The organism is Janthinobacterium violaceinigrum, assembly GCF_009208555.1.
GTDB classification, from domain to species: Bacteria; Pseudomonadota; Gammaproteobacteria; order Burkholderiales; family Burkholderiaceae_D; genus Janthinobacterium; species Janthinobacterium violaceinigrum.
In genome coordinates this window covers 40,411-66,942 of the sequence record NZ_WFLI01000036.1, presented here as the reverse complement: position 1 = coordinate 66,942, position 26,532 = coordinate 40,411, and the positions used below count along the sequence as shown (strand labels likewise).

Genomic DNA, 26,532 nt, shown 5'->3' with positions numbered 1-26,532 from the left:
TGCTGCTGCGGGCCAGCCGCGCCACGCCGGAGCTGCTCGATACGGCCGTGGCCACCGCCTCGGACCAGGGCTGGCGCCGTCCGCTGCTGGCGTGGCTGGGCGTGCAGCGCCTGCGCGCCGAACAGGCGGGCGACACGCAAACGGCGCAGCGCATCGCGCGGCGCATGGCGGTGGTGGAGCAGCCGCTGGCCCCTTGAACGCGGCGGTCCGGGACAGGCAGAATCAGGCATAATCGAGCCAGGGTGACATGAATGCCGTGCAGGCCGCGAGGTGTGACGATGCAGTTCGAGGATTTCGACCTATCTACTCCCGATGCCAGCCGGCATGGCAGCGCGGCGCCTGGCGACGATGCGTCGGCCGCCACGGCCGTGCGCCTGCAATACCTGCTCGACAATACCCCATCCATCATCTATTGCACCGTGCCCAGCGGCGACTTCAAGATGACTTTTGTCAGCAACAATGCCTTGAACGTGCTGGGCTACCGGCCCGAGGACATGGTGGCCGACCCCAATTTCTGGTTCGACCACATCCATCCCGACGATGCGCCCGGCATCTTTTCCAGCCTGGCGCAGATCTTCGTCGAAGGCGCGCGCGCGTATGAATACCGCTTCCGCGTGCAGGACGGCAGCTACCTGTGGATGCACGACAGCCTGCGCCTGGTGCGCGACGAGCACGGCGTGCCGTTCGAGGTGATCGGTTCGCTGACGGATATCACCGAGCGCAAGCGCATGGAAGCGATGCTGCAGGCGCGCGGCGAAGAGCAGCAACTACTGATCAGCAAGCTGCAGGAAGCGCACGACCAGCTGCTGCAGGCGGAAAAGATGGCGTCCATCGGCCAGCTGGCGGCCGGCATCGCGCATGAAATCAATAACCCGATCGGCTTCGTCAACTCCAACATGAGTTCGCTGCAAGCCTATGTCGGCACCCTCTTCGGCGTAATTACCCAGTATGAGGCGGCGATGCGCGAGGAGTCCGACGGCGCGGCGCTGGCCGCGCGCGTGGCCCAGGTACGCGCGCAGGCCGACCTGGCCTTCCTGCAGGACGACATGGTGGACCTGGTCGGCGAATCGATGGATGGCTTGAAGCGCGTGCGCGACATCGTGCAGGCGCTGAAGGATTTTTCCCACGTGGGCGAGACGGACTGGCAAGTCGCCAGCCTGCACGCGGGGCTGGACAGCACCCTGAATATCGTCGCCAACGAATTGAAATACAAGGCCCGCATCGAGAAGCAGTATGGCGAGCTGCCACCCATACTGTGCCTGGCTTCGCAGCTGAACCAGGTCTTCATGAACCTGCTCGTCAATGCGGGCCAGGCCATCAGCGGCGAAGGCGTGATCAGCATCCGCACGGGTCACGCGGACGGCTGGGTGTGGGTGGAGATCGGCGACACGGGCGCCGGCATCGCGCCCCAGCACCTGAACCGCATCTTCGAACCGTTCTTCACCACCAAGGCCGTGGGCAGCGGCACGGGCCTGGGCCTGTCGTTGTCGTACGGCATCGTCAACAAGCACGGCGGACGCATCGAGGTGGCGTCCGAAGTGGGCCGCGGCACGCGCTTCACCGTGCACCTGCCCCTGCAGCCTCCGGCCGCGAACGCCTAGGCATCCTTGGGCGGCGCGTACACGCGGATGCTGAGCCGGCCGCCATTCTTGCCTTCGAAATCGAGCAGCTGGGCGATCACGCGGGCCGTCAGCACGTGTTCGGCCGCCAGCAGCATCAGGCCATCGCGGCTGATCAGGTCGCGCGACAGCACCATGCCCGGCTCCAGCTGGCCCGACAGCACCGTCAGGTCGCGCGCCGGCGGCTCCGTCTCGTCCATGATGCTGCGGAAAGCGGCCACCACGGCGGGATCGTAGCGCTTGCCGACGCTGTCGTAGATCAGGCTGCGGGCTTCCTCGGCGCGCAGGCTGCGCTGCACCATGGCGCCGATCTGCAAGCCGTCGTAATCCGAGGCCAGCGCCAGGATGCGCGCGCCCAGCGGAATGGCCAGGCCCACCAGGCCATCGGGAAAGCCGCCGCCATCGAAACGCTCGAGCTGCGAGCGCAGGATCACGGAAACGGTGCGCAGTTCGTCGAGCGCCATCAGCAATTGTTCCGCGCGCAGCGGATGCTTGCGGAACGCGGCCAGTTGCTCGCCCGTCCAGGCGCTGGCCGGCAGTTCCAGCACATCGTCGCTCAAGCTGAGTTTGCCGATATCCTTGAGCAGGGCCGCGATGAACACGTCGCGCGCCTCCTGCCCTTCCAGGCCCAACGCCAGCGCCAGCTTGCGCGCCAGTTCCGCCACCCGCCGCGCATGGCCGGCCAGCTTGCCGCCGCGCATTTCGATCAGGTTGGAAAACACCTTGATCGTCGTCACGAACGTGGCCTTCAGGCGCTCGTTGGCCGCCTGCACCTCGTCGTGCGACTGTTTCAGCTGCTGCGTGCGCGTGGCCACCTTTGCTTCCAGGCTGGCGTTGAGCGCCTGCAGCTGCACGTTCTGGCTGGCCGTCAGCGCTTCCAGCCGCTGTTTTTCCTGTTCCAGCGCGCGCCGCTCCAGCGCGTGGCGCACCACCAGCACGATGTCGTTTTCGTCCCACGGCTTGGTCACGTAGCGGTAGATCTCGCCCTGGTTGATGGCGTCGAGGATGGACTGGATGTCCGCATAGCCCGTCAGCAGCAAACGCATGGTGCCGGGCCAGCGCTGGCGCACCTGGGCCAGGAACTGCGCGCCATCCATGTGCGGCATGCGCATGTCGGAGATGACCAGGTCCACCGCCTCGCCCTCGAGCAGGGCCAGGCCCGCCGCGCCGCTCTCGGCCGTCAGCACGCGGTAGCCGTGCGGGCGGAACAGCCGCCGCAACGACGACAGGATATTCGGCTCGTCATCGACGCACAGGATGGTCGGCGGCGCGGCCGCGGTGCTGGCGCTGGGGCTGGTGCTCATGCTGTCCTGTTCGTTGATGGTCATGGCGCGACGGCCTGCGCCTGACGCACGGGCAAGGTGATACGGAAGGTGGTGCCGCGTCCGATGACGCTGCGCACGTCGATGCGGCCGTGGTGCTTTTGCACCGTGCTGTAGGCCAGGGACAGGCCCAGGCCCGTGCCCTTGCCGACGGCCTTGGTGGTGAAGAAGGGATCGAAGATGCGCGACAGGTGTTCGGGTGCGATGCCGCCGCCCGTGTCCTCGACCTCGATCCACACTTCCGCCGCGTTGTCGCTGCCCGTGCGCAGGGTGATGCGTCCGTGCGCCTCGCCCATGGCGTGGGCGGCGTTGACGACCAGGTTCATGATCACCTGGTTCAGTTCGGAAGGCTGGCATTCGATATCGGGAATGTCGCCATACTCGCGCACCACGTCGGCCTTGTACTTGACCTCGTTATTCACGATATTGAGCGTGGTATCGATGCCCTGGCGCAGGTCGGCCCAGACCCACTCCTGGTGCGCATCCGTGCGCGAAAAATCCTTCAGGTCCTGCACGATGCGGCGCACGCGCGCGATGCCTTCCTTCGACTCGCCCATCAGCAGCGGGATGTCGGTGCGCAGGAAATCCAGGTCGATCTGTTCGCGCAGCGCGCGCAGGCGCGCCGCCACCACGGCGTCGGCGACGGCCGGCTCCGCTTCCTCGTAGGCGTCGAGCATGCTGAACAGGTCGTCCAGGTAGCCTTCCAGGGTGCCCACATTGGAAAACACATAGCCGATGGGATTGTTGATCTCGTGCGCCACGCCGGCGGCCAGCTGACCGATGGAAGCGAGCTTTTCCGACTGCAGCAGCTTTTGCTGGGCCAGCGACAGCTTGCTGTTCAATTCCGTCAGGGCCAGGTTGCGTTCGCGCAATTCCAGGTCGGCGATCTCGCGCTGGCGGATATCGTCGGCCAGGCGCTCGTTCATTTCGGCCAGCTGGGCCGTGCGCCTGGCCACCAGGTGTTCCAGGTTGGCGTGCGCCTTGCGCAGCGCGCTTTCCGCATGGTGGCGTTCCGTCACGTCGCGCAAGGTTTCGATGGCGCCCACGAGGCGGCCGTCCAGGTCGCGCAGGGGCGCGGCCGTGAAGTGCAGCCAGTGGCCGTCGGGGCCGATATTCGCAAAGAAATCCTCCGCTTCGTAGGCACCGGGGATGACGACGGAACGCTGCAGCTTGCCCTGGTACAGCTCGCTTTCGCCGAACGCGATATCGTCAGCCACCAGCAAGTCGGCCAGGCAGGCGCGCGGCTGCGGATAGAAGGCCTTCCAGTGGTCGCGTGTGCCCACCATCTCGGCGGCCGTAAAGCCCAGCAGCTGTTCGCAGGCGCTGTTCCAGTGCGTCACCACGTGGTCCGTGTCGATGGCGAACGTGGCCACGGGATGGCCGTCGAAAAAGGCCGACAGCGCGATGGAATCGCCCTGGCGGGGTGCCGGCGCGGCGGGCCGCGCGTGCCCTGCATCTGTGTCCATGGCCTCTTTCCTGTTCATGCCAGCATGATCCGGGACATCTCATCGTAGGTCGTTTCGGTTTGCCGCAGCAGCGCGAACCAGGCCCGCTCGTCCAGCGCCAGGCTGCGCCAGCCCGCGGGCGACAGGGGCGGCACGAGCGCATCGTCGATACCGGCCAGGTCCAGCGCCAGCGCGACGGCATTGGCCATGTGCACGACCAGCGGCAAGCCGCCCGCGTCCAGCCGCTCGAGGGCGTGGTGGTCGGCCACCGCCTGTTGTATCGCAGCGGGAAACTTCCAGTAGGCGGCCAGGGCGCTGCCCACCTGCGCGTGGTCGATGCCGATGACGGCCACTTCGGCATCGACCATCTGGCAATCGTGCGCCTGGCGGTGGCTGCGCACGAGCGCGTGCTCGGCCGGGAAGCGCGTCACCAGCACCAGGGTGCCCAGGTCGTGCAGCAAGCCGGCCGTGAACGCCGTCTCGGGATTGACGCGCAAGTGCGGCGCCAGCAGGCGCGCGGCGATGGCCGTGGCCAGCGAATGGCGCCAGAACGCCTGGAAATCGAAGCCGCCGCCCACGGGCGCGAAGCTGCTCGTCAGCGCGCAGGCCGTGACGACGGTGCGGATGCTGTGAAAGCCCAGCACGGAAACGGCTTGCGGGATGCTGGTGACCTTCGATTGCATGCCGTAGAACGAGGAATTGGCGATGCGCAGGGTCTTGGCCGCCAGTGCCTGGTCCAGCTCGATCTTTTGCGCCAGCACATGCACGTCCGTATCGTCCTGGTCCATGCTCGACAGCAGCTCCAGCACCACCACCGGCAGCGAGGGCAGTTCCTGTATCTGGCGGATGATATGTTCAAAACTGAGCCGTGTCATGCCCCGCTCCCTTGCCGATAGCGCCGCAGCAGCGCCAGCAGTTCCGCCCCGGCGGCATCGGGCGGCGTGGCGCGGAACAGCACGGCCAGCCGCTCCAGGCGGCGCGCCCGTTCCTGCTCGGCATGCGCCTGCGCGGCGGGGTCGGGCTCGTCGTCCGCCACGATGTGGCAGCGCTCCACATTGCGCCTGCGCAAGGCCGTCAGGTTAGCCGCCGTCAAGGTGGCGCCCTGGGCCAGCAGCACGGCGCCGCTGGCGTCGCTCAGCGCCTGCGCCAGCACCATGCCCTCTTCTGCTTGCTCGATGGAAATCTCGCGTCCGCTTTCACTCATGTATCCGCTCCATGACGGCTCAGGGTGACGAGGCTGCCGCGCGAGCGCGAATGCAGGCCCATGGGATGGACGGCCACGGCATACGGCTGGCCGTCGATGGCGGCCAGGCCGGGCGCGCCCTGCCCGTCGAACAGCTGCGGCAAGACCAGCGCCGCCTCGTTGCCCAGCAGGGCCGCGCCCCGCTCGAACAGGTTGGCCGCTGCCGCGTTGATGAAGGCGATCATGCCATCCTCGTCGAGCCCGATCACGGGCAACGGCAGAAATTGCAGCAATTCGCGCGCGATGCCCAGGCTGACCTCGTCGCGGCTGATCTGGTGCTGCTGCTGGCTGACCAGCGCCTGCATGGCGGCATTCGCGGCCGCCAGCGCCTGGTTGGCGACGCGCAGCTGCGCATTGAGGCGCGCATTGTCATCGTCGATGCCCTTCAGGCGGAAGGCTTCGGCGATATGCTCGCGCAACTGATGGTCTTCCCAAGGCTTGGTGAGGAACTTGAAGATGGCGCCTTCGTTGACGGCGTCCGTGACGGCCTGCAATTCGGTATAGCCGGACAGCATGATGCGTATGGTCTGCGGACACAGCAGCTTGGCCTTGCGCAGGAAGTCGGCGCCCAGCATGCCGGGCATGCGCTGGTCCGACACGATCACGTCGACCGCATGGCTGGCCAGCACCTCCAGCCCTTCCTGGCCGCTGCCGGCCGTCAGGATATGGTAGCCATCGCGCCGCAGCAGGCGCTTGAGCGAAGCGAGGATATTCGGCTCGTCGTCGACCAGCAGCAAGGTGCGCGGCTGCGCGGCCGGTGCCGCAGTCCCTGGCATACCATGCTCATCGTGCACATCCATCGGACCATCCTCTCATCGCCATGGCGATACGGGAGCTTGCCTGAGGGGGAAATTTGCCGCGCGGCACAGTCTTGCGCGGCCGTCCCCTTGCGCTGAAATTATACGACTAAATATTCCCGCATGGCACTTATCCGGAACTTATCCGCGCCGTGCGGGACAAGGCGTATCGCGGTAAAACACAAAGCCGCCCAGGCCGATGGCCGTGGTGCCGGCTTTCACGCCATACACCAGCGTATTCTTGTCCGCCTCGATGCGCAGCAGGTTCATGTGCTGCACGATTTGCGCGTGCGACAATTCCAGCGATGGCGTGGGCGCCAGCTGCAGGCGCAGCTCGGCGGTGGCCGCATCGTATGACCAGCGGCCCGGGTTGTAGAAGGCAAAGCCGCCGTCGAAACGCAGGCTGCCATCCTTGAACTGGGTCAGGCAGATGCCGGGAAATTCGCTGGGCGGGTTGTACCAGGTGGCGGCCACGGCCGCATCGGCCGCCGTCTTGCCCGGCATCTGCATGCCGGCCTTGTCGCCGGGATTGCTGCCGTTCCCCCCCATGCCGGCGCAGCCAGCCAGCGCCAGCGCGCAAGCCAGCGCGCCCGCGCGCGCGATGAATGTCATGTGCATTGCCGTCCCCTTGCTTTATAGAAACATCATCTTAAGGCGGGACGGCCAGCCGTTCAAGCGGCTAGCGCACATAAGGGGGATTTAATTGCCTGCGGCCGCCTTGGCTGCCGCTTCGCGCAATTTATCCTTCTTGCTCTTGCGCGCGCCCTTCACGCCGCCGTTCACCGTATCGGTCGCGGTGCTCGCCGGCGTGGGCAGTTCCGTCGGCTCGAAGCCGGCCACCACTTCGCGCACGATGCGCAAGTCGTTGCGGTTTTCGATCAGGCGGAAATGCGCTTCCGTGTCGGCCGTCACGAAACTGATGGCCGTGCCGCTTTCGCCGGCGCGGCCCGTGCGGCCGATGCGGTGCGTGTAGTCGACGGCCGAGCGGGGCAAGTCGTAGTTGACGACGGCAGGCAGGCCGGCGATGTCGATGCCACGCGCGGCCACGTCCGTGGCCACCAGCACCTGCAGGCGACACGCCTTGAAGTCGGCCAGCAGCTGGCTGCGCGTGCCCTGGCTGAACTCGCCATGGAAAGCGCCCACGTGCAAGCCCGCGCGCTGCAGCTTGTCGGCCACGTGTTCGGCCGCATACTTGGTGGCGACGAACACCAGCACGCGCTCCCACTGCTGCTGCAGGATCAGGTAGCGCAGCAGCTGCGTGCGGCGCGGCACGTCCACCGTGATGGCGCGCTGCACGATGTCGGGCTTGTCCTGCGGTTCGGACGCCACTTCGATGCGCACGGGTTCCTTGAGCAGGCTGTCGGCCAGCGCCTGCACGCTATCGGGGAAGGTGGCGGAGAAAAACAGGTTTTGCCGCTGCCCGGGCAGCAGCGCGAGGATGGCGTTGATCTCTTCGCTGAAACCCATGTCCAGCAGGCGGTCGGCCTCGTCGAGCACGAAGAGCGACACGCCGCCCAATTTGACGGCATTCTGGCGCACCAGGTCCAGCAGGCGGCCCGGCGTGGCGACGACGATATCGGCGCCGCCGCGCAAGTCCATCATCTGCGGATTGATCGACACGCCGCCGAACAGCACGGAAATCTTCAGCTTGACGGGCAGCGGCTTGGCCAGCGCGTGCACCGTCTGCCCCACCTGCGCCGCCAGCTCGCGCGTGGGCACGAGGATCAGCGCGCGCACCTGGCGCGGGCCGGAAACGGGCGCCATCAGCGCCTGCAGCAGCGGCAGCGCGTAGGCGGCCGTCTTGCCGGAACCCGTCTGGGCCGCGCCCAGCACGTCGCTGCCGCGCAGGATGGCGGGAATGGCGGCCGCCTGGATGGCCGTCGGCGCGGCATAGCCGGCCTTGTCGACGGCGCGGACCAGGGAGGGGATCAGACCCAGTGAGGAAAATGGCATAGCGGGCCTTCTTTATTCGTAAAGTGAGACCGGCCGCAATGTGCGGCCGGTCGGGATATGGTGACAGTATAAAGCAAGGGTGCGACTCGGCTGACAAAATGCTCAGGGCCAGGTGCCATGCCGCAGACAGTACGCTGGTACGGCAAGGCATGGGCTACACCGCCCTAGGGATTTTGTCCACTATTGGCGCGGCATTTGCAGCTTCGGGTGGCCCGTTTCATCGTAGCCCGGCATGCCCCGGCGGATCGCGTGCGAAAAATCCGCGTCGTCGTTGGCCGCCCGCGCGCGCGCCGTGACGTGGCCTCCCGTGCGCAGCTGCTGGAAGGTCTGGCCGGGCACCAGGCCCTTGACGTCGAACAGGTAGCGGTCCAGGTAGCCCGAGGCCATCAGCCGGTAGTCGAGCGGCAGGCCCGGCACGATGCGGCGCACCATCTCGAAGACGATGGTGGTGCAGTTGGCCGTCAGGGTGTTGTAGAACTGCGGCTGGTTCTTCAGCGCTTGCGCCTCGTCCAGGTAGGCCAGGAACAGCGAGCGCATGGCCGCCTTGGGCATCATCACGCGGTACAGATGCATGTCCTCGCCCCGCGCATTCGTGCGCACGCGCAGGATGTCGCGCTCGTCGGCGGCGATCAGGCTCATTTCGAAATGCTTGAAGAAGCCGCCGATGGCGGAAAAGCTCTCGCCCTTTTCCTTGCGGATTTCGATGGAAAACGTCAGGAAGCGCCCGTCCGCAAAGCCGAACGAGATCAGGGTGTGCGCGATATACGGCCCCGTCCAGTACGACAGCGCCGTGTCCACCGTGCGCAGCTCGTCGAGGTCGTAGCTGCGCTGCTCCCACCTGACCGTGTAGTCGTCGTCGCTGCGCCAGTCGAAATTGCGCACATTGTCCAGCGTGACGGTACTGCCCTTGACCGTGCCCGTGACGTTGCGCGCCACGTCGTCGGCCCACACGCGCTGCTGTTTCGGCGCGATCAGGCTCCACCACACGAGCAGCAGGACAAAACCGGCCGCGTACGGCAGCAGCACGCGCGCGTCGCCGCGCGTCCACCACAGCGCGATGCTGGCCACGCCCAGCCCGCCCCACAGCAAGGCGCCGATGGCTTGCGCCGCCGTGCCGCCGGACAGCTGGTACCACAGCGCCAGCGCGCCCCACAGTGCAGTCAACAGGATAATCAGGGAAACGGCCATTTTGCCGAGGGTGGCCAGCACGGAGCGGGCACGATGTGATAAGAAAGTCATGCCCCGATTATACGGGCAAGCGCAGGAACAGGGGCGTTCCGGCAAGCCGTGCGGCACCAGGCCCCGGCAGCGTAATCATTGCTTGCCTGCTAATTTATTTCATGAGAGCATATTGCCAAAATAAAATGTATAGACAAGGCAGGCTGCCGCCGCAGCGATGCTGCGTCCATTCCAGGAGATCCCTTGCAGCCCCCTACCCTCTACGCCTTCGCGGGCAGCCTCAATTCCGTCTTCATCGTCGTCAGCCTGTTTGGCCTGTGGTCGCAGCTGCAAAAAATCTGGCAGCGCAAGCGCGATGCCAGCCTGGCGCACGGCAAGACGACGGACATCCTGTCCATCAACCAGTTCACCGTCAGCTTCCTCGCGTATTGCGCATTCTTTGTATACGGCTATTCGATCACGCCGTTCAACCACTACATCGTCTGGCCCCGCCTGGTCGCCTCCCTGATTGCGCTGGCCATCCTGTACGAAATCGACCGCGACCGCCGCAGCCGGACCTCGCGCAATGCGCTGCTGGCGTGTGCGCTGCTGCTGTGCGCGGGCGTGGCGGGGCTGGCCTTCGGCCCCACCTTCAGCGATGAAAAGCGCGTGATCTCGCAAAGCCTGATCGTCGCCGTCACCGTGCTGCTGGCGCAGGGCTATGCGCACCAGATCCGTTTGATCTGGCGCTCGGGCAAGACGGGCGCCGTGTCGCTGAAAATGAGCCAGTTCATCCTGGCCATGGATGCCAGCACCATCTTCTTTGCCTGCGTCATGGGGCTGCAAACGGGCTGGCCCTTGCTGCTGCTGGCCTGCGTCAGCGCCGCAACCAAGCTGGTGATCATGTGGCTGTTCCGCTGGGAGAAGACCAGCGCCGCCGCGCAGGTCAAACGGCAGGCGCCGGCCTGACGCTAGAATGGCGCTATCGCCACCGCCTGAAAGCGCCGCCATGCATGCTCCCATTCCCATCCTGCGCAGCTTTTCCGAAGAAAAAGCGCGCGAGTTCTACCTCGGCTTCCTCGGTTTCACCCTGGACTGGCAGCACCGCTTCGAACCCAAGGCGCCCCTGTACCTGCAGGTGACGCGGGGCGAGCTCGTGCTGCACCTCAGTGAACACTACGGCGACGCCACGCCCGGAGCGGCGCTGCTGATCCCCGTCGACGACGTCGCCGCCCTGCACGCGGAGCTGCGCGACAAGGATTACCCGTATGCGCGGCCCGGCATCCGCGACGAGGACTGGGGCCGCATCCTGGAAGTGGCGGACCCGTTCGGCAACCGGCTGCGCTTCTGGCAACGCGCCGCCTGATTTACTGCCCGCTCAATGCGCGCATGGCCGCGTACAGGTTGGCCTTGCCCTCGAAGCCGATGCCGACGAGGTCCGGCATGGTGATGTGGCCGTTTTCCACCCGCACGCCATCGGGAAAGCCGCCGAAAGGCTGGAATAAGTCCGGATACGATTCATTGCCGCCCAGGCCCAGCCCTGCCGCGATATTCAGGGACATCTGGTGGCCGCCGTGCGGGATGCAGCGGCTGCGCGACCAGCCGTGCTGCTGCAGCATGTCCAGGGTGCGCAGGTATTCCACCAGGCCGTAGCTGAGGGCGCAGTCGAACTGCAGCCAGTCGCGGTCGGCGCGCATGCCGCCATAGCGGATCAGGTTGCGCGCATCCTGCATGGAAAACAGGTTCTCGCCCGTCGCCATGGGCTTGTCGTAATAGCTGCGCAGGGTCGCCTGCATCTCGAAGTCGAGCGGGTCGCCCGCCTCTTCGTACCAGAACAAATCGTACTGGCGCAGCGCCTTGGCGTAGGCGATCGAGGTATCGAGGTCGAAGCGCCCGTTCGCATCCACGCACAGCTTTTGCCCATCCTGCAGCACCTCCAGGATGGCGTCGATGCGGCGCAAGTCCTCGTCCAGCGAAGCGCCGCCGATCTTCTTCTTGACCACCGTGTAGCCGCGGTCGATATAGCTGCGCATCTCGTCCTGCAGGGCGGACAGGCTCTGGCCCGGGTAGTAATAGCCGCCCGCCGCATACACGAACACCTGTTTATCGGGCACGCCCGTGCCGTGGCGCTCGGCCAGCAGCTGGAACAATGGCTTGCGTTCGATCTTCGCCACGGCATCCCAGATGGCCATGTCGATGGTGCCGATGGCCACGGAGCGCTCGCCGTGGCCGCCCGGCTTTTCATTCGTATACATGCAGTCCCACACCTTGTGCGGGTCGAGGTTGCTGCCGTCCGCCGTCAGCAGCGAAGCGGGATCGGCATCGAGGATGCGGGGGATGAAGCGCTCGCGCATCAGCATGCCCTGGCCGTAGCGGCCGTTCGAATTGAAGCCGTAGCCGACGACGGGCTTGCCGTCGCGCATCACGTCCGTGACGACGGCCACCAGGCTCAGGGTCATCTTGGTGAAATCGATGTAGGCGTTGCGGATGGGAGAGGAAATGGGAATGGTCTGTTCGCGGATTTCAACGATTTTCATGCGGGTCTCCTGTGGGTGAAAACGATGACGCCAGCTTACCCGCGATACAAAGCCATATAATGGGCTGAAATTTAAACCATTATTCACTTGAAGTGAAAGATGACCCATGAAAACGGACGCCACCACGGAAATGGCCTTCTTTGTGCTGCTGGCCAAGCTGGGCAGCCTGTCGGCCACGGCGCGCGAACTGGGCATCACCCCGCCCGCCGTCAGCAAACGCCTCGTGCTGATGGAGCAGCGCCTGGGCGTGCGCCTCTTGAACCGCAGCACGCGGCGCATCAGCCTGACGGGCGATGGCGAAAGCTACCTGGCGCAGGCGCGGCAGATTCTCGACGACATCCGCGCCATGGAGGAGTCCCTGGCCAGCGGCAGCGCGGAACCGCGCGGGCTGCTGCGCGTCAACGCCACCCTGGGCTTCGGCCGCACGGTGATCGCGCCCCTGCTGTCGCAGTTCGCGCTGCGCCATCCGCAGCTGGAAGTGCAGCTGCAGCTGACGGACAGTCCCATCAACCTGGTGGAACAGGCGTACGACCTGGGCATCCGCTTCGGCGACTTGCCCGACACGCGATTGTCGGCGCGGCGCATCATGTCGAACCGGCGCTTCCTGTGCGCCTCGCCCGCCTACCTGCAGGCGCACGGCACGCCGCAGACGCCCGACGAGCTGGCGCACCACCGCTGCATCGTGCACCGGCAAAACGATGACGCCTACGGCATCTGGCGGCTGAGCCGCGGCCGCGCCACGCACACGGTGAAGGTGCGCGGCACGGTGGCCAGCAACGATGGCGACGTGGTGCTGGGCTGGGCACTGGACGGTCACGGCATCCTGCTGCGCTCGGAATGGGACCTGACCCGCTACCTCGACAGCGGCCGCCTGCGCGTGGTGCTGGAAGACTACGCGCTGGCGCCCGCCGACCTGTACGCCTACTACCCGAGCCGCCACCAGCTGCCCGCCAAAGTGCGCGCTTTAATCAATTTTCTCGGCCAGCAGTTGCAGCCGGATGCGGCCACGGCCGCCGAATCAGGTTAAACTACAATATTGCGATATGGCAATATTATGAGGGAGTAAGTTTTGCTAGTCATACTCGGATTTATCGTCGTGCTGTTTTCCGTCTTCGGCGGCTTCGCCATGCAGGGCGGGCACCTGGGCGCCCTGTTCCAGCCGCTGGAATTGCTGATGATCGGCGGCGCCGCGCTGGGCACCTTCTTTGTCGGCAACGACGCCAAGGCCATCCGCGCCACGTTTGCCGCCCTGCCCACCCTGTTCCACGGTTCGCAATACACGAAAGCGCGCTATATGGAACTGATGGGGCTGATGTATGAAATCCTCAGCAAGATCCGCAAGGAAGGCTTGATGTCCGTCGAGGACGATATCGACGACCCGTACCGCAGCCCCATCTTCGTGAAATACCCGTACACGCTCGGCGACGAGCACATCCTGGAATTCATCACCGACTATCTGCGCCTGATGGTGTCGGGCAATATGGACGCCTACCAGATCGAAAACCTGATGGATAACGAGATCGAGACGCACCATGAAGATGCGGAAATGCCGATCCAGACGATTTCGCAGCTGGCCGATGCCATGCCCGCCTTCGGCATCGTGGCCGCCGTGATGGGCGTGGTGCACACGATGGCGTCCGTGGGCTTGCCACCGGCCGAGCTGGGCGTGCTGATCGCACAGGCGCTGGTGGGCACCTTCATCGGCATCTTGCTGGCCTACGGCTTCATCGCCCCGCTGGCCAGCTTGCTGCGCCGCAAGCACCATGAAACGGCAAAGATGTACCAGTGCGTCAAAGTGACCCTGCTGGCCAGCCTGAACGGCTATGCACCGGCCCTGGCCGTGGAATTCGGCCGCAAGGTCATTTCCGCCACGGAACGCCCATCGTTCAGCGAACTGGAAAACCACGTGCGCCAAGTGCGCACGAAGAACTAGGGGCGCCTGACCCACCTCCAGCAAATATGCGAGCCGGCAAGCGAGAGATTCCGACCAGGATGCCGGCCGCAACTGGTTCTGCTGCCAGCCAGAGCGCCGTCCCGATGCTTGCGTACCTTGGATGCGAAAAACTGCCAGGCTGCCTCCGGCCTGTCCATGTCATGGCTCATTTCCCACAGCAGCTTGCGCAGCAATTCAGTTTGCATCTGTGCCGCATCGCTGCCCCACGTCACACGGGCAACGCTGGTACGGTAGCCGTCAGCCCCGAAGCGGACAGTCAATCACCAAACTCATAGCGAAGCAGCTCGGAGCCGACAAAGTAATTTCCGTAGTATTCAGTTTGCCGATTCTTCGGATAGGCATCGAAATCGATGTACGGCGCCGAACAATGTGGACAGCGGAATGGATTTGCGTATCTATATGACGTGCCGTCAGGCGCGCGCGGCAGCTTCGCTTCCAACGTAGCGAGATGGACTGGGTCCGGCTGTGCAAGAGCGGCTGGGCAACCAGGGACACGATCATGGACTGTGATGGTAAATCTGCCAGAGTCGGAATAGAAGTAGCCGGTGCTGCTGAAGCCCGAATGGTAGGAATGGATTTGAAATGAGCGTTTACAGCGGTCACATACACAAGAAAGAATGGTGTTCCCGGGTGTGATATTGCCGCTGAAGTGCAAGCCTCTGGCAAAAAGGCCCTGGCCATACAGTTTGTCGTTCGCCACGCTGGCGCCGGATATAAAAAACGGTTGAAACCGGATTCCCCTTGCCCTTCCTTCGGAAAAGGCATCAGGATCGTATTCTCTTGCGTCTGTGATTACACAGTCTGCCTGGCAAGCGAGATTAGGGTGGACCCGAATGGAAAAATGAAACCAGCCGGTGGACTCCCCAAGCTCGTGCCTATGACTATGGCCCTTCGCATCAATTAGTTCCAAAACGCTGTTCGCTTCCAATTGAATCGCCGGGTTCTTTTCACAAGGAAGCTCAGCTGCTGCAATTGAACAAACTGCCTTTCCATTTAACTTCACGACGAGCAGTGATAGTTCCTTCCTCCTCAAGAACGCAAACATCTTTTCTTTTTTTTAGGCGACGGCAATTGACTGCTCCTGGCGCATAGCCGGACTGGCCCGGTCTATGAAGTTGTCTCTTTGAAAGCAGCAAGAGGCTCTATTCGGCACGCCAGGTTCCCTCTCTTTTACAGGCCCGGCGCCGTCTCATCCGGGCAGCTGACCTCGTCCTCCGGCGTATATAAAGTCATGGGCACGCGCTGGCCTTCGATTTCCAGTTCGCGCACTTTCGGCGGCACCAGCTGGAATTCGCCTGCCTGCAGTTTCTCGCGCAGGGGCTTGCAGCGCAGGGCGTCCGTGGGGATTTGCCCGCGCGCGTACCAGTTGCCATCCTCTTTTTCCGCCAGCAGCACCGACGAGGCACGCGGATCGTTGCTGATCAACAGTACGTCCTGCTTGCCATCGCCATCGAAATCGAGCAGGTAGGCATCGCACTGGGGCCCTGCCCGCTTCAGGCAGGCGGGCAGGCGCCAGGCGGGGCCCACTTGCGTCCAGTCCTGGCGCAGGAAACTTTCCGGCAATTTCGCCGTGGCCGGACGCAGGGTCAGGTTGATCGACACATCGCTGAGCGCGCCCGTCTCGTCGAGCCGGTTCTGGCGCTTGAGCATGGCCTCGGCGCGGGCCCGTATGACGGCCGCGTCAGGTCCCGTCGTGCGTTTGCTCAATTCCAGCAAGGCCGCCTGGCCATAGCGGGCGCCCTGGAAACGCAGGTACTCGAAATCGAACTTGTCCACGCCCACCTTGCCGCTGTCCAGGCGCGCCATCTGGCTGGCCACGGAAATGCGCGCGGGGTCCGCCAGCGGCGAGAACAGGGCGAACAGCACCAGCAGGGTGACGCCGGCCGTGGCCACGTTGACGTTGGCGATCAAATGCAGCCAGTCGCCATATTTGCTGGCCGCCCAGGCATAGCCGACGGCGTAGCAGGTGGCGACCAGCAGGCAGGCGGCAGCGATCAGGCGGTCGGACGTCCAGCCATGCGACATCACGCGCAGGGTCAGCGCATAGATGGCGATGCCCACCACCCACGGCAGCAGCAGGCAGGCCAGGCGCGTGCCCAGGCGGATGCCGCGCGCCACGCCATGGCCCACTTCGCCGTTCTGGAAGGCGGCATTGATCAGCACCACCAGCACGCCGGCCATGCCCAGCAGTACGGAAGCCGCATGGCGCGTGGCCCACAGGCGCTCGAAGCCGATGAATGGCAGGGTCAGCAGGAAGCCGGAGACCAGCACGGCGGCAATCGGCATCAGCCACGACAGCAGCACCAGCAGCAGGGTGCGGATGCCGCGCACGATGGACGGGCGCACGTCCGTGATATGGATGGCGAACGAAAACGCGAAGCAGATGACGGGGATCACGAACCACGCCTGGCCCAGCAGCTTTTTCAGGAAGCTCAGTTTAATCAGCAGGAACAGCTGCCCGCCCAGCCACAGCACCAGCCACAGGCCCAGCACGAACAGCAGGGAAAACAGCAGCTGGATGCCCAACTTCCAGGCGATTTCAAAATAGGTGGGATAGCGGGCGATGCGCTGGCCATCCTGGGCGCTGGCCAGCACCAGCGCGTGGGCGATATAGAAGCCCACCACGCTGAAACCGAACAGCTGGGCCGAGACCACGCGCAGCGGCGCGCCCGGCTTGTAGTTACCCCAGATCACGTGTTCAGCGCCGCGCGCCACGTCATGCCAGGCCAGCACGGCCATCACGGCAGCCGCGCCCGCCATCCACAGGACGATGCGCTTTGCCGACATATGGCCCAGGCTGGAAACGAGCAAAATGGGCAGCAGCAGGCTGATCAGCATCAACGGCCCCAGCAGATACGCTTCCGTGGCGGGCCACACCTTGTCTTGCGCCGTGCTGTACAGCCAGTACAGCAGCAAGCCTTGCAGCAGGCCCGTCACCAGGCGCGTCACCGCGATCCGCGGCGCCACTACCGGATCGAGCAACGCCATGTTTTTTCCTGCGGCATCCTGCTGCATAGTCATTCCCTTAATAGTCGTTCATTGCAGTCATTGTTGCACTGCGAGCACGGCCATTATTGCATTTCGTTATCGTCATCTCAACAGCGATTCGCGCGCATGCCCTTCCAGCCCGCCCTCGCTGCGGCGCACTGGCAAGCTTTGCGCGAGGCCCCAGGCCAGCTCCGGCACGAGGAACAGCCACAGCAGGGGCTGGCCCGTCACCAGCAGCGCCCACGCCATCCAGGTGGAAAACAGATAGCGCGCCGCCGCATCGAAACGGCCGAAACGCGGCTGCGGATCGAGCGTGCGCAGCACGGACCAGACCAGCACCACGCTGCCCAGCAGGCTGCTGATGAGCAGATGAAACGGTCCGAAGACGGGCAGCGGCACGCCGCCCAGACCCACATTGAGGGCGCTTAAGTGCTCGCGCATGAGCAAGAACGTCCACGGCGTGGTAAACGGGGCAATCATGAGCACATCATAAATGGCACTGGCGCGCACCAGGCGGCGGAAGGCGGAAACGGACAACATGGCAACTCCTGTCGATGGAAAGCGCCCATGATCAAGGCTGGAGTACACTCCATGGTCAAGCATTTTATGAAAGAAAAATAACCATGCAGATCGGCAAGATGGCGCAGGCAACGGGCTTGAGCCGCGATACCCTGCGCTTCTATGAAAAACGGGGCTTGCTGCGCGCGCGGCGCGGTGCGAACGGCTACCGCGACTACCCGCCCGAGGCGGCGGACTGGCTGCGCTACCTGCGCACGGCGCAACAGCTGGGTTTTACGCTGGCGGAAATCGAGGCCGACATGCCGCTGCTGGCCAGCGCCGGCGATCCCGCCACGGCGGACCTGCTGCGCGCGGCGCTGGCGCGCAAGCTGGGTGAAATCGATGCGCGCATCGCGGGATTGACGCAGTTGCGCGGCGAACTGGCGCGGCGGCTGGAGCCGCAGGCGGCGGACTGCCCCTTGCGCGGCAATGCCGATGCAGTCAGCTAAGACTGCCGCGGCGGCTGTGGCCCGATGCGGGCTACGCGCCCCCAGAATGACAAAACCGCCTGTGCAACGCAGCAGGCGGTCTTGACGTGGCGTAAAGCCGGGATTACTTGGCGGCCTTGCGGCGGCGCAGGAAACCCATCAGGCCCAGGCCGGCCAGCAGCATGGCGTAGGTTTCCGGTTCCGGCACGGCGGCCATCACGGACACGTTGTCGATCACGGCACCCGAGTAATTGTCGAACGGCGTGCCGGCCTTGGCGGCGCTGGCAAACGACAGGGTCGCCAGGCCGGTGGTGGCGGCCGTGAAGCTCAGGGTATTGCTGTACAAGGTATTCGAGGCGGCAGCCGTCGAGTAGAAATCCCCGACCACGCCACCGAAATTGACGCTCACGCCCTGGCCTGCGGGGCCGCCGGAATTGCGCGCCATGTCAAAGGTCAGGCTGTAGGTCTGGCCGGCAACGACATTGAAATTTTGCGACAGGAAACCCGGACCTGGCGTACCCAGCAAATCGATGCTGTAGCCGTCGATGGCGTTATATGCATTGCGGATCAGGTCGACGGAGCTGGCGCCAACGGTCCAGCCCGTGATGGCCGACGAACCGCTGTTGACGACTTTAAAGCCGCTGTCGAAGGTGTAACCGGGAGCGACCGTTTCAAAATTGCCATTCGTGATCAGGTTGACGGGGCTGGCGCTGGCGGTGCCGGCAGCAAACAGGGCGACAACTGCTGCGATGGTGGCGATTTTCATGAGATGATTTCCTTGCCTTATTGGCATTAAAGTTACCTTAAGTGAAATCATATCCCAGCCAGGATGAAAATCAAAGAACTTTGCAAAAATATATTTAATGTGGACAATATGTAACGCTTCCGGCGCCGTGCGTGCCGCTGCTGCCGCCCTCCCCCCGGTGAAGAACGGCTCAGTCGAGTTCCTGGCGCGCCACCAGGATGCCATCCGCGTCCGCGTAGATCCAGTCGCCCGGATGCACGGCCACACCGCTGAGCTGCACGCGCACGTCGCGCTGGCCGGCGCCCGTCTTGTTGCTCTTGCGGGGATGCGTGGCCAGCGCGCGCACGCCGATCTGGCAGACATTGATTTCGTCGCTGTCGCGGATGCAGCCATCGACAACGATACCGGCCCAGCCGTTGCTTTCGGCCAGCACGCCCAGTTGGCCGCCCACCAGCGCGCGGCGCAGGCTGCCGCCGCCATCGATCACCAGCACGTGGCCCTGGCCCGGCGTTTCCAGGGTGCTGCGCACGAGCGCATTGTCCTCGAACACTTGCAAGGTGGTGGCTGGGCCGCAGAAGCGCACGCGCTGGCCGAAGGCGCGGTACACGGGCGGCAGCACGGCCAGGGTGCCCTCATCCAGCATGGCTGCATAGTCGTCGCACAGATCGGTGGTGGCAAAAGTCATGCTGGCTCCTGGAAGTGGGTGAATGGTGTCGGATGGCAACGATTCTATGCCTTTTGCAGCGCCACGGCACGTGTTTTACCGCCCACGCCCACGGCCGTGGCGATCGCCAGCGCCTGGAACACGCCGATGAAGACGAACAGCAGGGCCGGATGGTCGCCGTCCATCAGCGCGCCAAAGAACAGGGGTCCCACGGCCAGGCCGCTGTCGAGGCCCGAATACACGACGCCATACACGCGCCCCGTGGCATTCTTCGGTGCGGCCGCGCGTATCATCAGGTCGCGCGACGGCCCCGCCACGCCGGATGTCAGGCCGATGGCGCCCATCAGCACCACCGCGCCCCAGGCCGGCACGACGGCCATGGCCAGCAGCACGGCCAGCAGTGCGGCGACGGAAAAGGCGATCGCCACGTTGCGGTCCGGCTGCTTGCTGCGCGCGCCCACCACGCCGCCGGCCAGCATGCCCACGGCCGAGGCCAGCATGTAAGCCGTGTAGGCGCTGGTGGCCAGCGCCAGGCTCATGCCGTACAGCTTGACGAGGGCCACGCTGGCAAAGCTCTGGATGCCGCCCAGGGCGATGGCGGTAATGAAGAAGAAGGCAAAGCACATCCACACGGCCGGCAGGCGCAGGAAGTCCAGCGTGCCTTCGCCGCCGGCCGGCTGGCCAGGCGCCGCCTTTTTCACGGGTTCCGGGCGGATGGCGTGGCGGTTCAGGAACAGGATCAGCAGCACGCCGAACGGCAGCACGGCTGCGCATTGCAGGGCCACCCGCCAGTCGTAGTGCGTGGCAACATACGTCATGAACAGGGGCGCCAGGGCCCAGCCGATATTGCCGCTGATGCCATGCACGGAAAAGCCGTAGGCCACGCGAGCCGCCGAGACGCGCTGGTTGAGTATCGTGTAGTCGGCCGGATGGAACACGCTGTTGCCCATGCCTGCCAGCATGGCGCCCAGCATCAGCGCCGCATAGCTGTGGGCGGTGGACAGGGCCAGCGCCGACACGCCCAGCAAGAAAATACCGGAAAACAGCACGGCGCGGGCGCCGAAGCGGTCGACGACAAAGCCGGCCAGCGCCTGCCCCACGCCCGAGATGATGAAAAACACCGTCATCAGCAAGCCCAGTTCTGCATACGACAGGCCGAATGCGGGTTTCAGCCAGACGAACAGGGCCGCGAGGATCAGGTGGTAGAAGTGCGAGACGCCATGCGCCAGCCCCACCAGGGCGATGACGCGCGCATCGCTGCGCAGCGATGGTGGCACAGGCGGGGGCAACTGCGTTGCCGGCTTAGTTGTTATCATGTCATACCCTGTCTTATACTGGTGAAGCTCAAGTGTATGCAAAATACCATCGTCTGTTTTCCGACAGAACGACATAATTTATCGAATTAAGGCCAAGCTGATGGGTGTACCTATCCTCCACCATACCCGTATGTGTCCGCCACGGGAAGCGCCCAGCGCGACGATTCCCGTGACGATGATCGCGCGCGACCTGCAACCCGATGAATTTTTATTGCCGCACAGCCATCCCTGGGGCCAGGTCACGATGGCCCTCGAAGGCGTGCTGCGCATCACGGCCAACAACAGCAGCTGGGTGCTGCCGCCCATGCGCGCCATCTGGATCGCGCCCAACGTCGAGCATGCCGTTACGATACTGGAAAAAACCCGTTTGCGCCCCCTGTGCATCCATGCCGCGCGCGCGCCATTCGCGGGCCGCGACTGCAAGGTGCTGGAAGTGTCGAATTTGCTGCGCCAGCTGATCATGGCGCTGGAACAGCTGGACCCGGGACAGGAACCCGCGCGCGAGGCGCTGCTGGCCGAACTGATCCTCGATGAATTGAAGCGCTCGGCCACGCGCCCCATCCGCGTTCCCTTGCCGGGCGACAAGCGCCTGAAGACCCTGTGCGACAGCCTGATCGAGAAACCGGGCAGCAACCAGACCCTGGAACACTGGGCGCAGCAGGTCGGCGCCTCGGAGCGTACCCTGGCGCGGCTGTTCGAACGGGAGCTGGGCATGAGTTTTGGCCAGTGGCGCCAGCAGGTGCGCCTGGCGCACGCGGCGCCCCTGATCGCGCGCGGCGTGCCGCTGTCGCAGGTGGCCGAAGAACTGGGCTACGCCAGCCAGTCGGCCTTTTCCGCCATGTTCAAGAAAACCTTCGGCAGCTCGCCCTCGGCGTTTTTTGCGCAGGGCGGGCGTCCCTGAGCGCGCACCGGCCGGCGTTCAAAACGAGGCGCCGCGCCGCAGGCCATACGCCCGCGCGGATCAAGCCGAATCAAGCCATGAAGTCAAATAAAGAGTTCTTGCCCGTGTAGCCCGGCAAGGCCGAATTCGTTCCCATCTGTTCCTGGGCCGAATACGCTTTCACCAGCGCCTGCGCCTGGGCCGTCAGCGCCTTGGCCAGCACGGCTTTCTTGTTGGTAAGCGTCGTGATGTCCTTGCCCACCGTCTGCACTTCCTTGCGGATGATGCTCGTCTCGCCCGTCAGCTCGCCGATCTTGCTGGCGAACTGGTCTGCCACACCCTTGCCGTTATTCGTGAACATCTTGCTGACGGCGTCAGGATCGGCCGCGATGGCCGCCTTGAGCTTTTTATCATCGAGCACCAGCTCGCCGCTCTTGCCCAGGGTCACGCCGGCGCTGCTCAAGACGGAGGAAGGCACGCCCGTGCTGGCCGTGCGCAGCACCTGCTCCATCTGCGAACGCACCTGGCCCAGGGCCGTGTCGGACTTCAAGTCGCCCTGCTGCAGGCTTTGCAGCTTGCTGTTCAGTTCATTGTAGGCCGTGACGAAGCTGGCCACGTTGCTGGCGATCTGGCTGCTGTCCTTGGCGATGACGAGGTCCGTCGTGCCTTTTTTCTTCAATTCGATGGTGGCGCCCTCGACAGCCGTCGTCAGGGTATTCGTGGCGCTCTTGATTTCCTTGCCGTCGACGGTCAGCAGCGCATCCTGCGCGGCAGCCGTCTGCTGCATGCCCTTGCCCGCACCGGGCGCATAGCTGAGCAAATTGCTGACGGCCGCGTCGCCGGACACGCTGATGCGCATGCTGCTGTCGGCGCCGCTCTTGCCGTTCAGGGCCAGCGAATAGCCATCGGGGCCCTTGACCACGCTGGCGTCGACGCCCTGCTGCTTGAGCGCGGCGGCGATGCCGTCGAGGCTATTGTTGCTGCTGTCGATGGTCACCGCAATGATCTTGCCGCTGCCGGCAGTAAATTGCTTGCCGTCGGCCGTGCCCACTTCGATCCTGACCAGCGCCGGCGCGCCCGTGCCGATCGCCGCGCTCGACGACTTCTGCGCTCCGCTGAGCAGGGTCTGCCCTTGCGCCAGCTGCTTGACGTTCAATTCATGGCTGCCGCTGACCGCCTTGTCGGTGGTGGTGGCGCTCAGCACATCCTTGGTGCTGGACGTGGCCGACGTGGCCAGGCCGCTGCCGGCCATGTTCTTGGCCACGGTCTGGAATTTTGCCAGCGCCGATTGCAGCTGGCCCAGGCCCGAGAATTTGGCCTGGTCGCGCGCCAGGCTGGCGTTGAGCTTGACGACGCCCGTGTTCTGCGACTGCATCTGGCGCTCCACCTTCGCATACACATCGGCCGAGATATTGCCCTGCGTCGTCTGCTGCGTGTTGTTGGTGTAGGCCCTGCTGTTGATGGTCGAATTAAACATGGTAGGCATTCCCGTCGGATGTAAGGTCATGGCACACGGTTCAGGTCCTGACCGCGCTGCGCTGGAAACGGACGCCAGCGCGCGTGGCGCGGCAAGGTCCCTCTTCTGGTTGATAATTATGCAGTATTACTGGAATATCAAAACAGCGAACAGAACAGGTTTTTCCTGACTGCAAACCCATATGCACCATTTTAGCGCATTTCACTTGCCGCTAATCCCGGACCTGCCTCAGCGCATGAACTTTGAAATGGCGCTGCTGACGGCCATGTCCAGCTGCTGGAAAGTGAGTCCCACCTTGAAACCGGCACTGCTGAAAATGCAGTGCGAGACGGACACGCGCGCCTCGATGATGTGCGCCGAGCCATCATAAAACAACTCGAACAGCACCTTGCCCTTTTTGCCTGTCGGCACCGGTTCCGCGATGACGGCCGACATGCCACCCGGCCCCACATCGAGGGTGCGCGCCGCCACGGGGCCCGCGCCATCGATTACCAACATTGCCTTGGCACGCAATATCTTGCGTGCGCCCTGCCTTTGCTCAACTGACACTGTATTCCGCTTCTCTATCAATTCATTGTCGATGCGGATTCACGCTGGAATCCATCGGACAAATATTATAGTTCTAAACGGAAATTCTGTTTGACTTGTCTCAAGCTTGGCATTTCAACCATACCGACTTTTACTCGTGATCGCGCAGCTTGTTGAACGCCTCATCGATGCGCTCGACGCCGATCACCTTGAGGCCCTCGATGACTTGCTTGGGCAGGTTGGACTTGGGCACGACGGCCAGGGTAAAGCCCAGCTTGGCCGCTTCGCGCAAGCGCTCCTGGCCCCGTGGCGCGGGGCGGATTTCGCCGGCCAGCCCCACTTCGCCAAACACGACCAGGCCCCGCGGCAGCGGCTTGTTGCGCATCGATGAGTTAATCGCCAGCAACACGGCCAGGTCGGCCGCCGGCTCCGTGATCTTCACGCCGCCCACCGCATTGATGAACACATCCTGGTCGAAGGCGGCGATGCCCGCGTGGCGGTGCGCCACGGCCAGCAGCATGGCCAGGCGGTTCTGTTCCAGACCGACGGACAACCGGCGCGCATTGGGCAGATGGCTGGTGTCGACCAGTGCCTGGATTTCCACCAGCAGCGGACGCGTGCCTTCCTGCGTCACCATCACGCAGGAACCGGGCACCTGGTTGTCGTGCTGCGACAAAAACAGCGCGGACGGGTTCGACACCCCTTTCAAGCCCTTTTCCGTCATGGCGAACACGCCCAGCTCATTGACGGCGCCGAAACGATTCTTGATGGCGCGCACGAGGCGGAAGCTGGAATGGGCGTCGCCCTCGAAGTACAGCACCGTGTCGACGATGTGCTCGAGCACGCGGGGACCGGCAAGCGCGCCCTCTTTCGTCACGTGGCCCACCAGGATGATGGTCACGCCCGTCTGCTTGGCTACCCGCGTGAGCTGGGCCGCGCATTCGCGCACCTGCGCCACGGAACCGGGCGCCGAGCTGAGCGCGTCCGAATACACGGTCTGGATCGAGTCGATCACCACCACTTCCGGCTTCAAATCGGCCAGGGTGGCGAGGATCTTTTCCAGTTGGATCTCTGCCTGCAGTTTCAGTTCCTTGGCATCGATGACGAGGCGCTTGGCGCGCAGGGCGATCTGCGCACCCGATTCCTCGCCGCTCACATACAGCACGCGCTTGTGGTGCGACATATTGGCCAGCGCCTGCAGCAGCAGGGTCGACTTGCCGATGCCGGGGTCACCGCCGATCAGCACCACGCCGCCCGCCACCATGCCGCCGCCCAGCACGCGGTCGAATTCCTCGATGCCCGTGCCGAAGCGGGGCACGTCGATGGCATCGATATCGTCGAGCGACAGCACGGGCGCCGTTTGCGCCAGCGACATGTGCTGCGGGTTCGAATAGCGGTTATTGCCGCCCGTCTCGGGCAGGCTTTCCACCATGGTATTCCACTGGTTGCACGAAGTGCATTGCCCCATCCATTTATTGCTGACGGCGCCGCAATCGCTGCAGGTGTAGACGGTCTTGACTTTGGCCATGGTGTACTTTGCTCGGGTAAAGTGGAACAGCTGGTTATATATACAGTAGATTCACAGTATATACAAATCGCCGCCTGCGGTCACGCCTCGTTCACGGGCACGCGGGGCGCCAGTGCGCACATCAGCTCGTAGCCGATGGTGCCGGCGGCCAAGGCCACCTCGTCGATCGGCATGCCCTGCCCCCATAAAGTCACGCTGCTGCCGACCCGCGCGCCGGGCACGTGCGTCAAGTCCACCATCAGCATATCCATCGAGACCCTGCCGATGAGGCCCGTGCGCACGCCGTCGACGAGCACGGGCGTGCCTTCGGGCGCATGGCGCGGGTAGCCGTCCGCATAGCCGCAGGCCACCACGCCCACCTTGATATTGCCGGCCGCTTCGTAGCGGCTGCCGTAGCCCACGACGTCGCCGGCAGCAATGTCCTGGATGCCGATGATGCTGCTGCGCAAGGTCATGGTGGGCAGCAAGCCGAACGCCTGTGCGGACGTGCCGCCGGGAGCGCCGCTGGGCGTGCCGCCGTACAGCATGATGCCGGGGCGCACCCAGTCGCTGTCGAGCTGGTGCAGCAGCAGGCCGGCCGAATTGCACAGGCTGCGCGGCAATGATGTGCCAACGCCGGCGCCGATGCTGGCCGCACCCGCCTCGAAGCGCAGCATCTGCTGGGCCAGGGGCAGCCGCGTGGGCGCCGCCTCGTCCGCATTGGCGAAATGCGTCATCAGGGTGATCGTGCCGATATGGGGCATGGCGCGCAGGCGCGCATACGCGCCGGCCACGGCGTCCGGCGTAAAGCCCAGGCGATTCATGCCCGTATTCATTTTCAGGTGCACATCGATGGCGTGCGGCAGGCGTGCCGCCGCCAGCAGGGCAATCTGTTCTTCGCAATGCACGCTGCCGTTCAAGCCATATTGCGCCATGACGGGCAGATCGCTGGCGTCAAAAAAACCTTCCAGCAGCAAGATGGGCTTGGTCCAGCCCAATTCGCGCAAGCGCACGGCATAGTCGACCTCGACCAGCGCCAGGCCATCGGCATCGGCAAAGCCCCGCATGGCCCGTTCCAGGCCATGGCCATATGCATTTGCCTTGACGACGGCCCACACCTTGGCGCCGCGGGCGCAGGCACGGGCGCGCGCCAGATTGTGTTGCATGGCATCGAGATGGATGGTGGCGATGAGGGGCCTGGGCATAAGCGTGGTTCACGGCGGGTGGGAAAGCCGTATTTTACCGGATGGGCCGGATGCGGGCGGCGAGCTGCGGGCGGCAAGCCTGGAAAGCGATGGGCGCGATGGTCGCCCACGACAGCATGTATAAAATGCTCACATGTATGTGTATTTTTCTACGGCAGAAAAATTAAGCTTCGCTTAGGCAAGACTATGCAAAGCGGCCCCGTCCAAA

General features: G+C 64.3%; 26 protein-coding genes and 1 pseudogene. 8 read left to right on the top strand and 19 right to left on the bottom strand.

The features are described from left to right. Together GCN75_RS23455 and GCN75_RS23450 are read left to right on the top strand one after the other, a co-directional pair. Window positions 1-197: pseudogene (locus GCN75_RS23455) on the top strand (hypothetical protein); the annotation flags it as partial. 81 nt (window positions 198-278) lie between these two features. Further along, window positions 279-1,601 carry an ATP-binding protein gene (locus tag GCN75_RS23450; protein WP_152284536.1) on the top strand — a complete coding sequence of 441 codons (1,323 nt, stop codon included), beginning with the start codon at window positions 279-281 and terminating at the stop codon, window positions 1,599-1,601. On the opposite strand, the gene GCN75_RS23445 is transcribed toward GCN75_RS23450, so the two are convergent. The 8 genes from GCN75_RS23445 to GCN75_RS23410 all read right to left on the bottom strand — a co-directional run bounded on the left by GCN75_RS23445 (window position 1,598) and on the right by GCN75_RS23410 (window position 9,618). Then, window positions 1,598-2,947 (bottom strand): HD domain-containing phosphohydrolase, encoded by a 1,350-nt coding sequence (locus tag GCN75_RS23445; RefSeq protein ID WP_152284535.1) that lies wholly within the window; start codon window positions 2,945-2,947, stop codon window positions 1,598-1,600. The two genes, GCN75_RS23450 and GCN75_RS23445, sit on opposite strands and share 4 nt — an antisense overlap. After that, window positions 2,944-4,407, bottom strand: a complete 1,464-nt coding sequence (locus tag GCN75_RS23440) for an ATP-binding protein (RefSeq protein ID WP_152284534.1) — start codon at window positions 4,405-4,407, stop codon at window positions 2,944-2,946. Before GCN75_RS23440 ends, GCN75_RS23445 begins: the two co-directional genes overlap by 4 nt. 14 nt (window positions 4,408-4,421) lie before the next feature. Then, window positions 4,422-5,261 carry an HDOD domain-containing protein gene (locus GCN75_RS23435; RefSeq protein WP_152284533.1) on the bottom strand — a complete coding sequence of 280 codons (840 nt, stop codon included), beginning with the start codon at window positions 5,259-5,261 and terminating at the stop codon, window positions 4,422-4,424. Beyond that, a complete protein-coding gene (locus GCN75_RS23430) occupies window positions 5,258-5,590 on the bottom strand; it encodes a hypothetical protein (protein ID WP_152284532.1) in 333 nt (110 codons plus the stop codon). The genes GCN75_RS23435 and GCN75_RS23430 overlap by 4 nt, the downstream gene beginning before the upstream one ends. Further along, window positions 5,587-6,405, bottom strand: coding sequence for a response regulator (locus tag GCN75_RS23425; protein ID WP_226941530.1), 819 nt, complete (start codon window positions 6,403-6,405; stop codon window positions 5,587-5,589). The genes GCN75_RS23430 and GCN75_RS23425 overlap by 4 nt, the downstream gene beginning before the upstream one ends. Before the next feature lie 162 nt (window positions 6,406-6,567). Next, window positions 6,568-7,044 (bottom strand): hypothetical protein, encoded by a 477-nt coding sequence (locus GCN75_RS23420; RefSeq protein ID WP_152284530.1) that lies wholly within the window; start codon window positions 7,042-7,044, stop codon window positions 6,568-6,570. An 81-nt stretch (window positions 7,045-7,125) separates the two neighbouring features. Beyond that, the gene (locus tag GCN75_RS23415) at window positions 7,126-8,379 is read right to left on the bottom strand and encodes a DEAD/DEAH box helicase (RefSeq protein WP_152284529.1); all 1,254 of its coding nucleotides are present in this window, start codon (window positions 8,377-8,379) and stop codon (window positions 7,126-7,128) included. A 180-nt stretch (window positions 8,380-8,559) separates the two neighbouring features. Beyond that, complete coding sequence (locus tag GCN75_RS23410) at window positions 8,560-9,618, bottom strand: Lnb N-terminal periplasmic domain-containing protein (protein ID WP_193317620.1); 1,059 nt, start codon at window positions 9,616-9,618, stop codon at window positions 8,560-8,562. Window positions 9,619-9,801: 183 nt separating this feature from the next. Between GCN75_RS23410 and GCN75_RS23405 the strand changes: the two genes are divergently transcribed. Both GCN75_RS23405 and GCN75_RS23400 read left to right on the top strand, forming a co-directional pair. Beyond that, window positions 9,802-10,506 (top strand): hypothetical protein, encoded by a 705-nt coding sequence (locus GCN75_RS23405; protein WP_152284528.1) that lies wholly within the window; start codon window positions 9,802-9,804, stop codon window positions 10,504-10,506. A gap of 40 nt (window positions 10,507-10,546) precedes the next feature. Then, complete coding sequence (locus GCN75_RS23400) at window positions 10,547-10,903, top strand: glyoxalase superfamily protein (RefSeq protein WP_152284527.1); 357 nt, start codon at window positions 10,547-10,549, stop codon at window positions 10,901-10,903. A 1-nt stretch (window position 10,904) separates the two neighbouring features. On the opposite strand, the gene GCN75_RS23395 is transcribed toward GCN75_RS23400, so the two are convergent. Next, the gene (locus tag GCN75_RS23395) at window positions 10,905-12,074 is read right to left on the bottom strand and encodes a mandelate racemase/muconate lactonizing enzyme family protein (RefSeq protein ID WP_152284526.1); all 1,170 of its coding nucleotides are present in this window, start codon (window positions 12,072-12,074) and stop codon (window positions 10,905-10,907) included. A gap of 106 nt (window positions 12,075-12,180) precedes the next feature. Between GCN75_RS23395 and GCN75_RS23390 the strand changes: the two genes are divergently transcribed. Then, window positions 12,181-13,101, top strand: coding sequence for a LysR family transcriptional regulator (locus GCN75_RS23390; protein ID WP_152284525.1), 921 nt, complete (start codon window positions 12,181-12,183; stop codon window positions 13,099-13,101). Between the two features lie 42 nt (window positions 13,102-13,143). Beyond that, a complete protein-coding gene (gene motA, locus GCN75_RS23385; protein WP_092794839.1) occupies window positions 13,144-14,007 on the top strand; it encodes a flagellar motor stator protein MotA in 864 nt (287 codons plus the stop codon). A 277-nt stretch (window positions 14,008-14,284) separates the two neighbouring features. Here the strand turns inward: motA and GCN75_RS23380 are convergent, their stop codons facing one another. The 3 genes from GCN75_RS23380 to GCN75_RS23370 form a co-directional block, all read right to left on the bottom strand. After that, a complete protein-coding gene (locus GCN75_RS23380; protein ID WP_152284524.1) occupies window positions 14,285-15,073 on the bottom strand; it encodes a hypothetical protein in 789 nt (262 codons plus the stop codon). A gap of 125 nt (window positions 15,074-15,198) precedes the next feature. Next, window positions 15,199-17,016, bottom strand: a complete 1,818-nt coding sequence (locus GCN75_RS23375) for a DUF4153 domain-containing protein (RefSeq protein WP_152284523.1) — start codon at window positions 17,014-17,016, stop codon at window positions 15,199-15,201. 102 nt (window positions 17,017-17,118) lie between these two features. Further along, window positions 17,119-17,556, bottom strand: coding sequence for a hypothetical protein (locus GCN75_RS23370; protein ID WP_152284522.1), 438 nt, complete (start codon window positions 17,554-17,556; stop codon window positions 17,119-17,121). A gap of 83 nt (window positions 17,557-17,639) precedes the next feature. On the opposite strand from GCN75_RS23370, the gene GCN75_RS23365 reads away from it, so the two are divergent. Continuing rightward, window positions 17,640-18,023, top strand: coding sequence for a MerR family transcriptional regulator (locus tag GCN75_RS23365; protein WP_152284521.1), 384 nt, complete (start codon window positions 17,640-17,642; stop codon window positions 18,021-18,023). A gap of 103 nt (window positions 18,024-18,126) precedes the next feature. Here GCN75_RS23365 and GCN75_RS23360 read toward each other — a convergent pair whose 3' ends face one another. The 3 genes from GCN75_RS23360 to GCN75_RS23350 form a co-directional block, all read right to left on the bottom strand. Next, the gene (locus tag GCN75_RS23360; RefSeq protein WP_152284520.1) at window positions 18,127-18,768 is read right to left on the bottom strand and encodes a choice-of-anchor C family PEP-CTERM protein; all 642 of its coding nucleotides are present in this window, start codon (window positions 18,766-18,768) and stop codon (window positions 18,127-18,129) included. 169 nt (window positions 18,769-18,937) lie between these two features. Then, window positions 18,938-19,432, bottom strand: a complete 495-nt coding sequence (rraA, locus tag GCN75_RS23355; protein WP_152284519.1) for a ribonuclease E activity regulator RraA — start codon at window positions 19,430-19,432, stop codon at window positions 18,938-18,940. Window positions 19,433-19,476: 44 nt separating this feature from the next. Beyond that, window positions 19,477-20,727 carry an MFS transporter gene (locus GCN75_RS23350; RefSeq protein WP_152284518.1) on the bottom strand — a complete coding sequence of 417 codons (1,251 nt, stop codon included), beginning with the start codon at window positions 20,725-20,727 and terminating at the stop codon, window positions 19,477-19,479. 130 nt (window positions 20,728-20,857) lie between these two features. Between GCN75_RS23350 and GCN75_RS23345 the strand changes: the two genes are divergently transcribed. Next, window positions 20,858-21,628, top strand: a complete 771-nt coding sequence (locus GCN75_RS23345; protein ID WP_152258401.1) for an AraC family transcriptional regulator — start codon at window positions 20,858-20,860, stop codon at window positions 21,626-21,628. A gap of 70 nt (window positions 21,629-21,698) precedes the next feature. On the opposite strand, the gene fliD is transcribed toward GCN75_RS23345, so the two are convergent. The 4 genes from fliD to alr form a co-directional block, all read right to left on the bottom strand. Continuing rightward, on the bottom strand, window positions 21,699-23,084 hold the full coding sequence (fliD, locus tag GCN75_RS23340) for a flagellar filament capping protein FliD (RefSeq protein ID WP_152284517.1): 1,386 nt from the start codon (window positions 23,082-23,084) through the stop codon (window positions 21,699-21,701). A 228-nt stretch (window positions 23,085-23,312) separates the two neighbouring features. Further along, on the bottom strand, window positions 23,313-23,633 hold the full coding sequence (locus tag GCN75_RS23335; protein WP_226939138.1) for a PilZ domain-containing protein: 321 nt from the start codon (window positions 23,631-23,633) through the stop codon (window positions 23,313-23,315). Between the two features lie 130 nt (window positions 23,634-23,763). Next, window positions 23,764-25,140, bottom strand: coding sequence for a DNA repair protein RadA (radA, locus tag GCN75_RS23330; RefSeq protein WP_152284516.1), 1,377 nt, complete (start codon window positions 25,138-25,140; stop codon window positions 23,764-23,766). Window positions 25,141-25,220: 80 nt separating this feature from the next. Then, window positions 25,221-26,324, bottom strand: coding sequence for an alanine racemase (gene alr / locus GCN75_RS23325; protein ID WP_152284515.1), 1,104 nt, complete (start codon window positions 26,322-26,324; stop codon window positions 25,221-25,223). Between the last annotated feature and the right edge of the window lie 208 nt (window positions 26,325-26,532).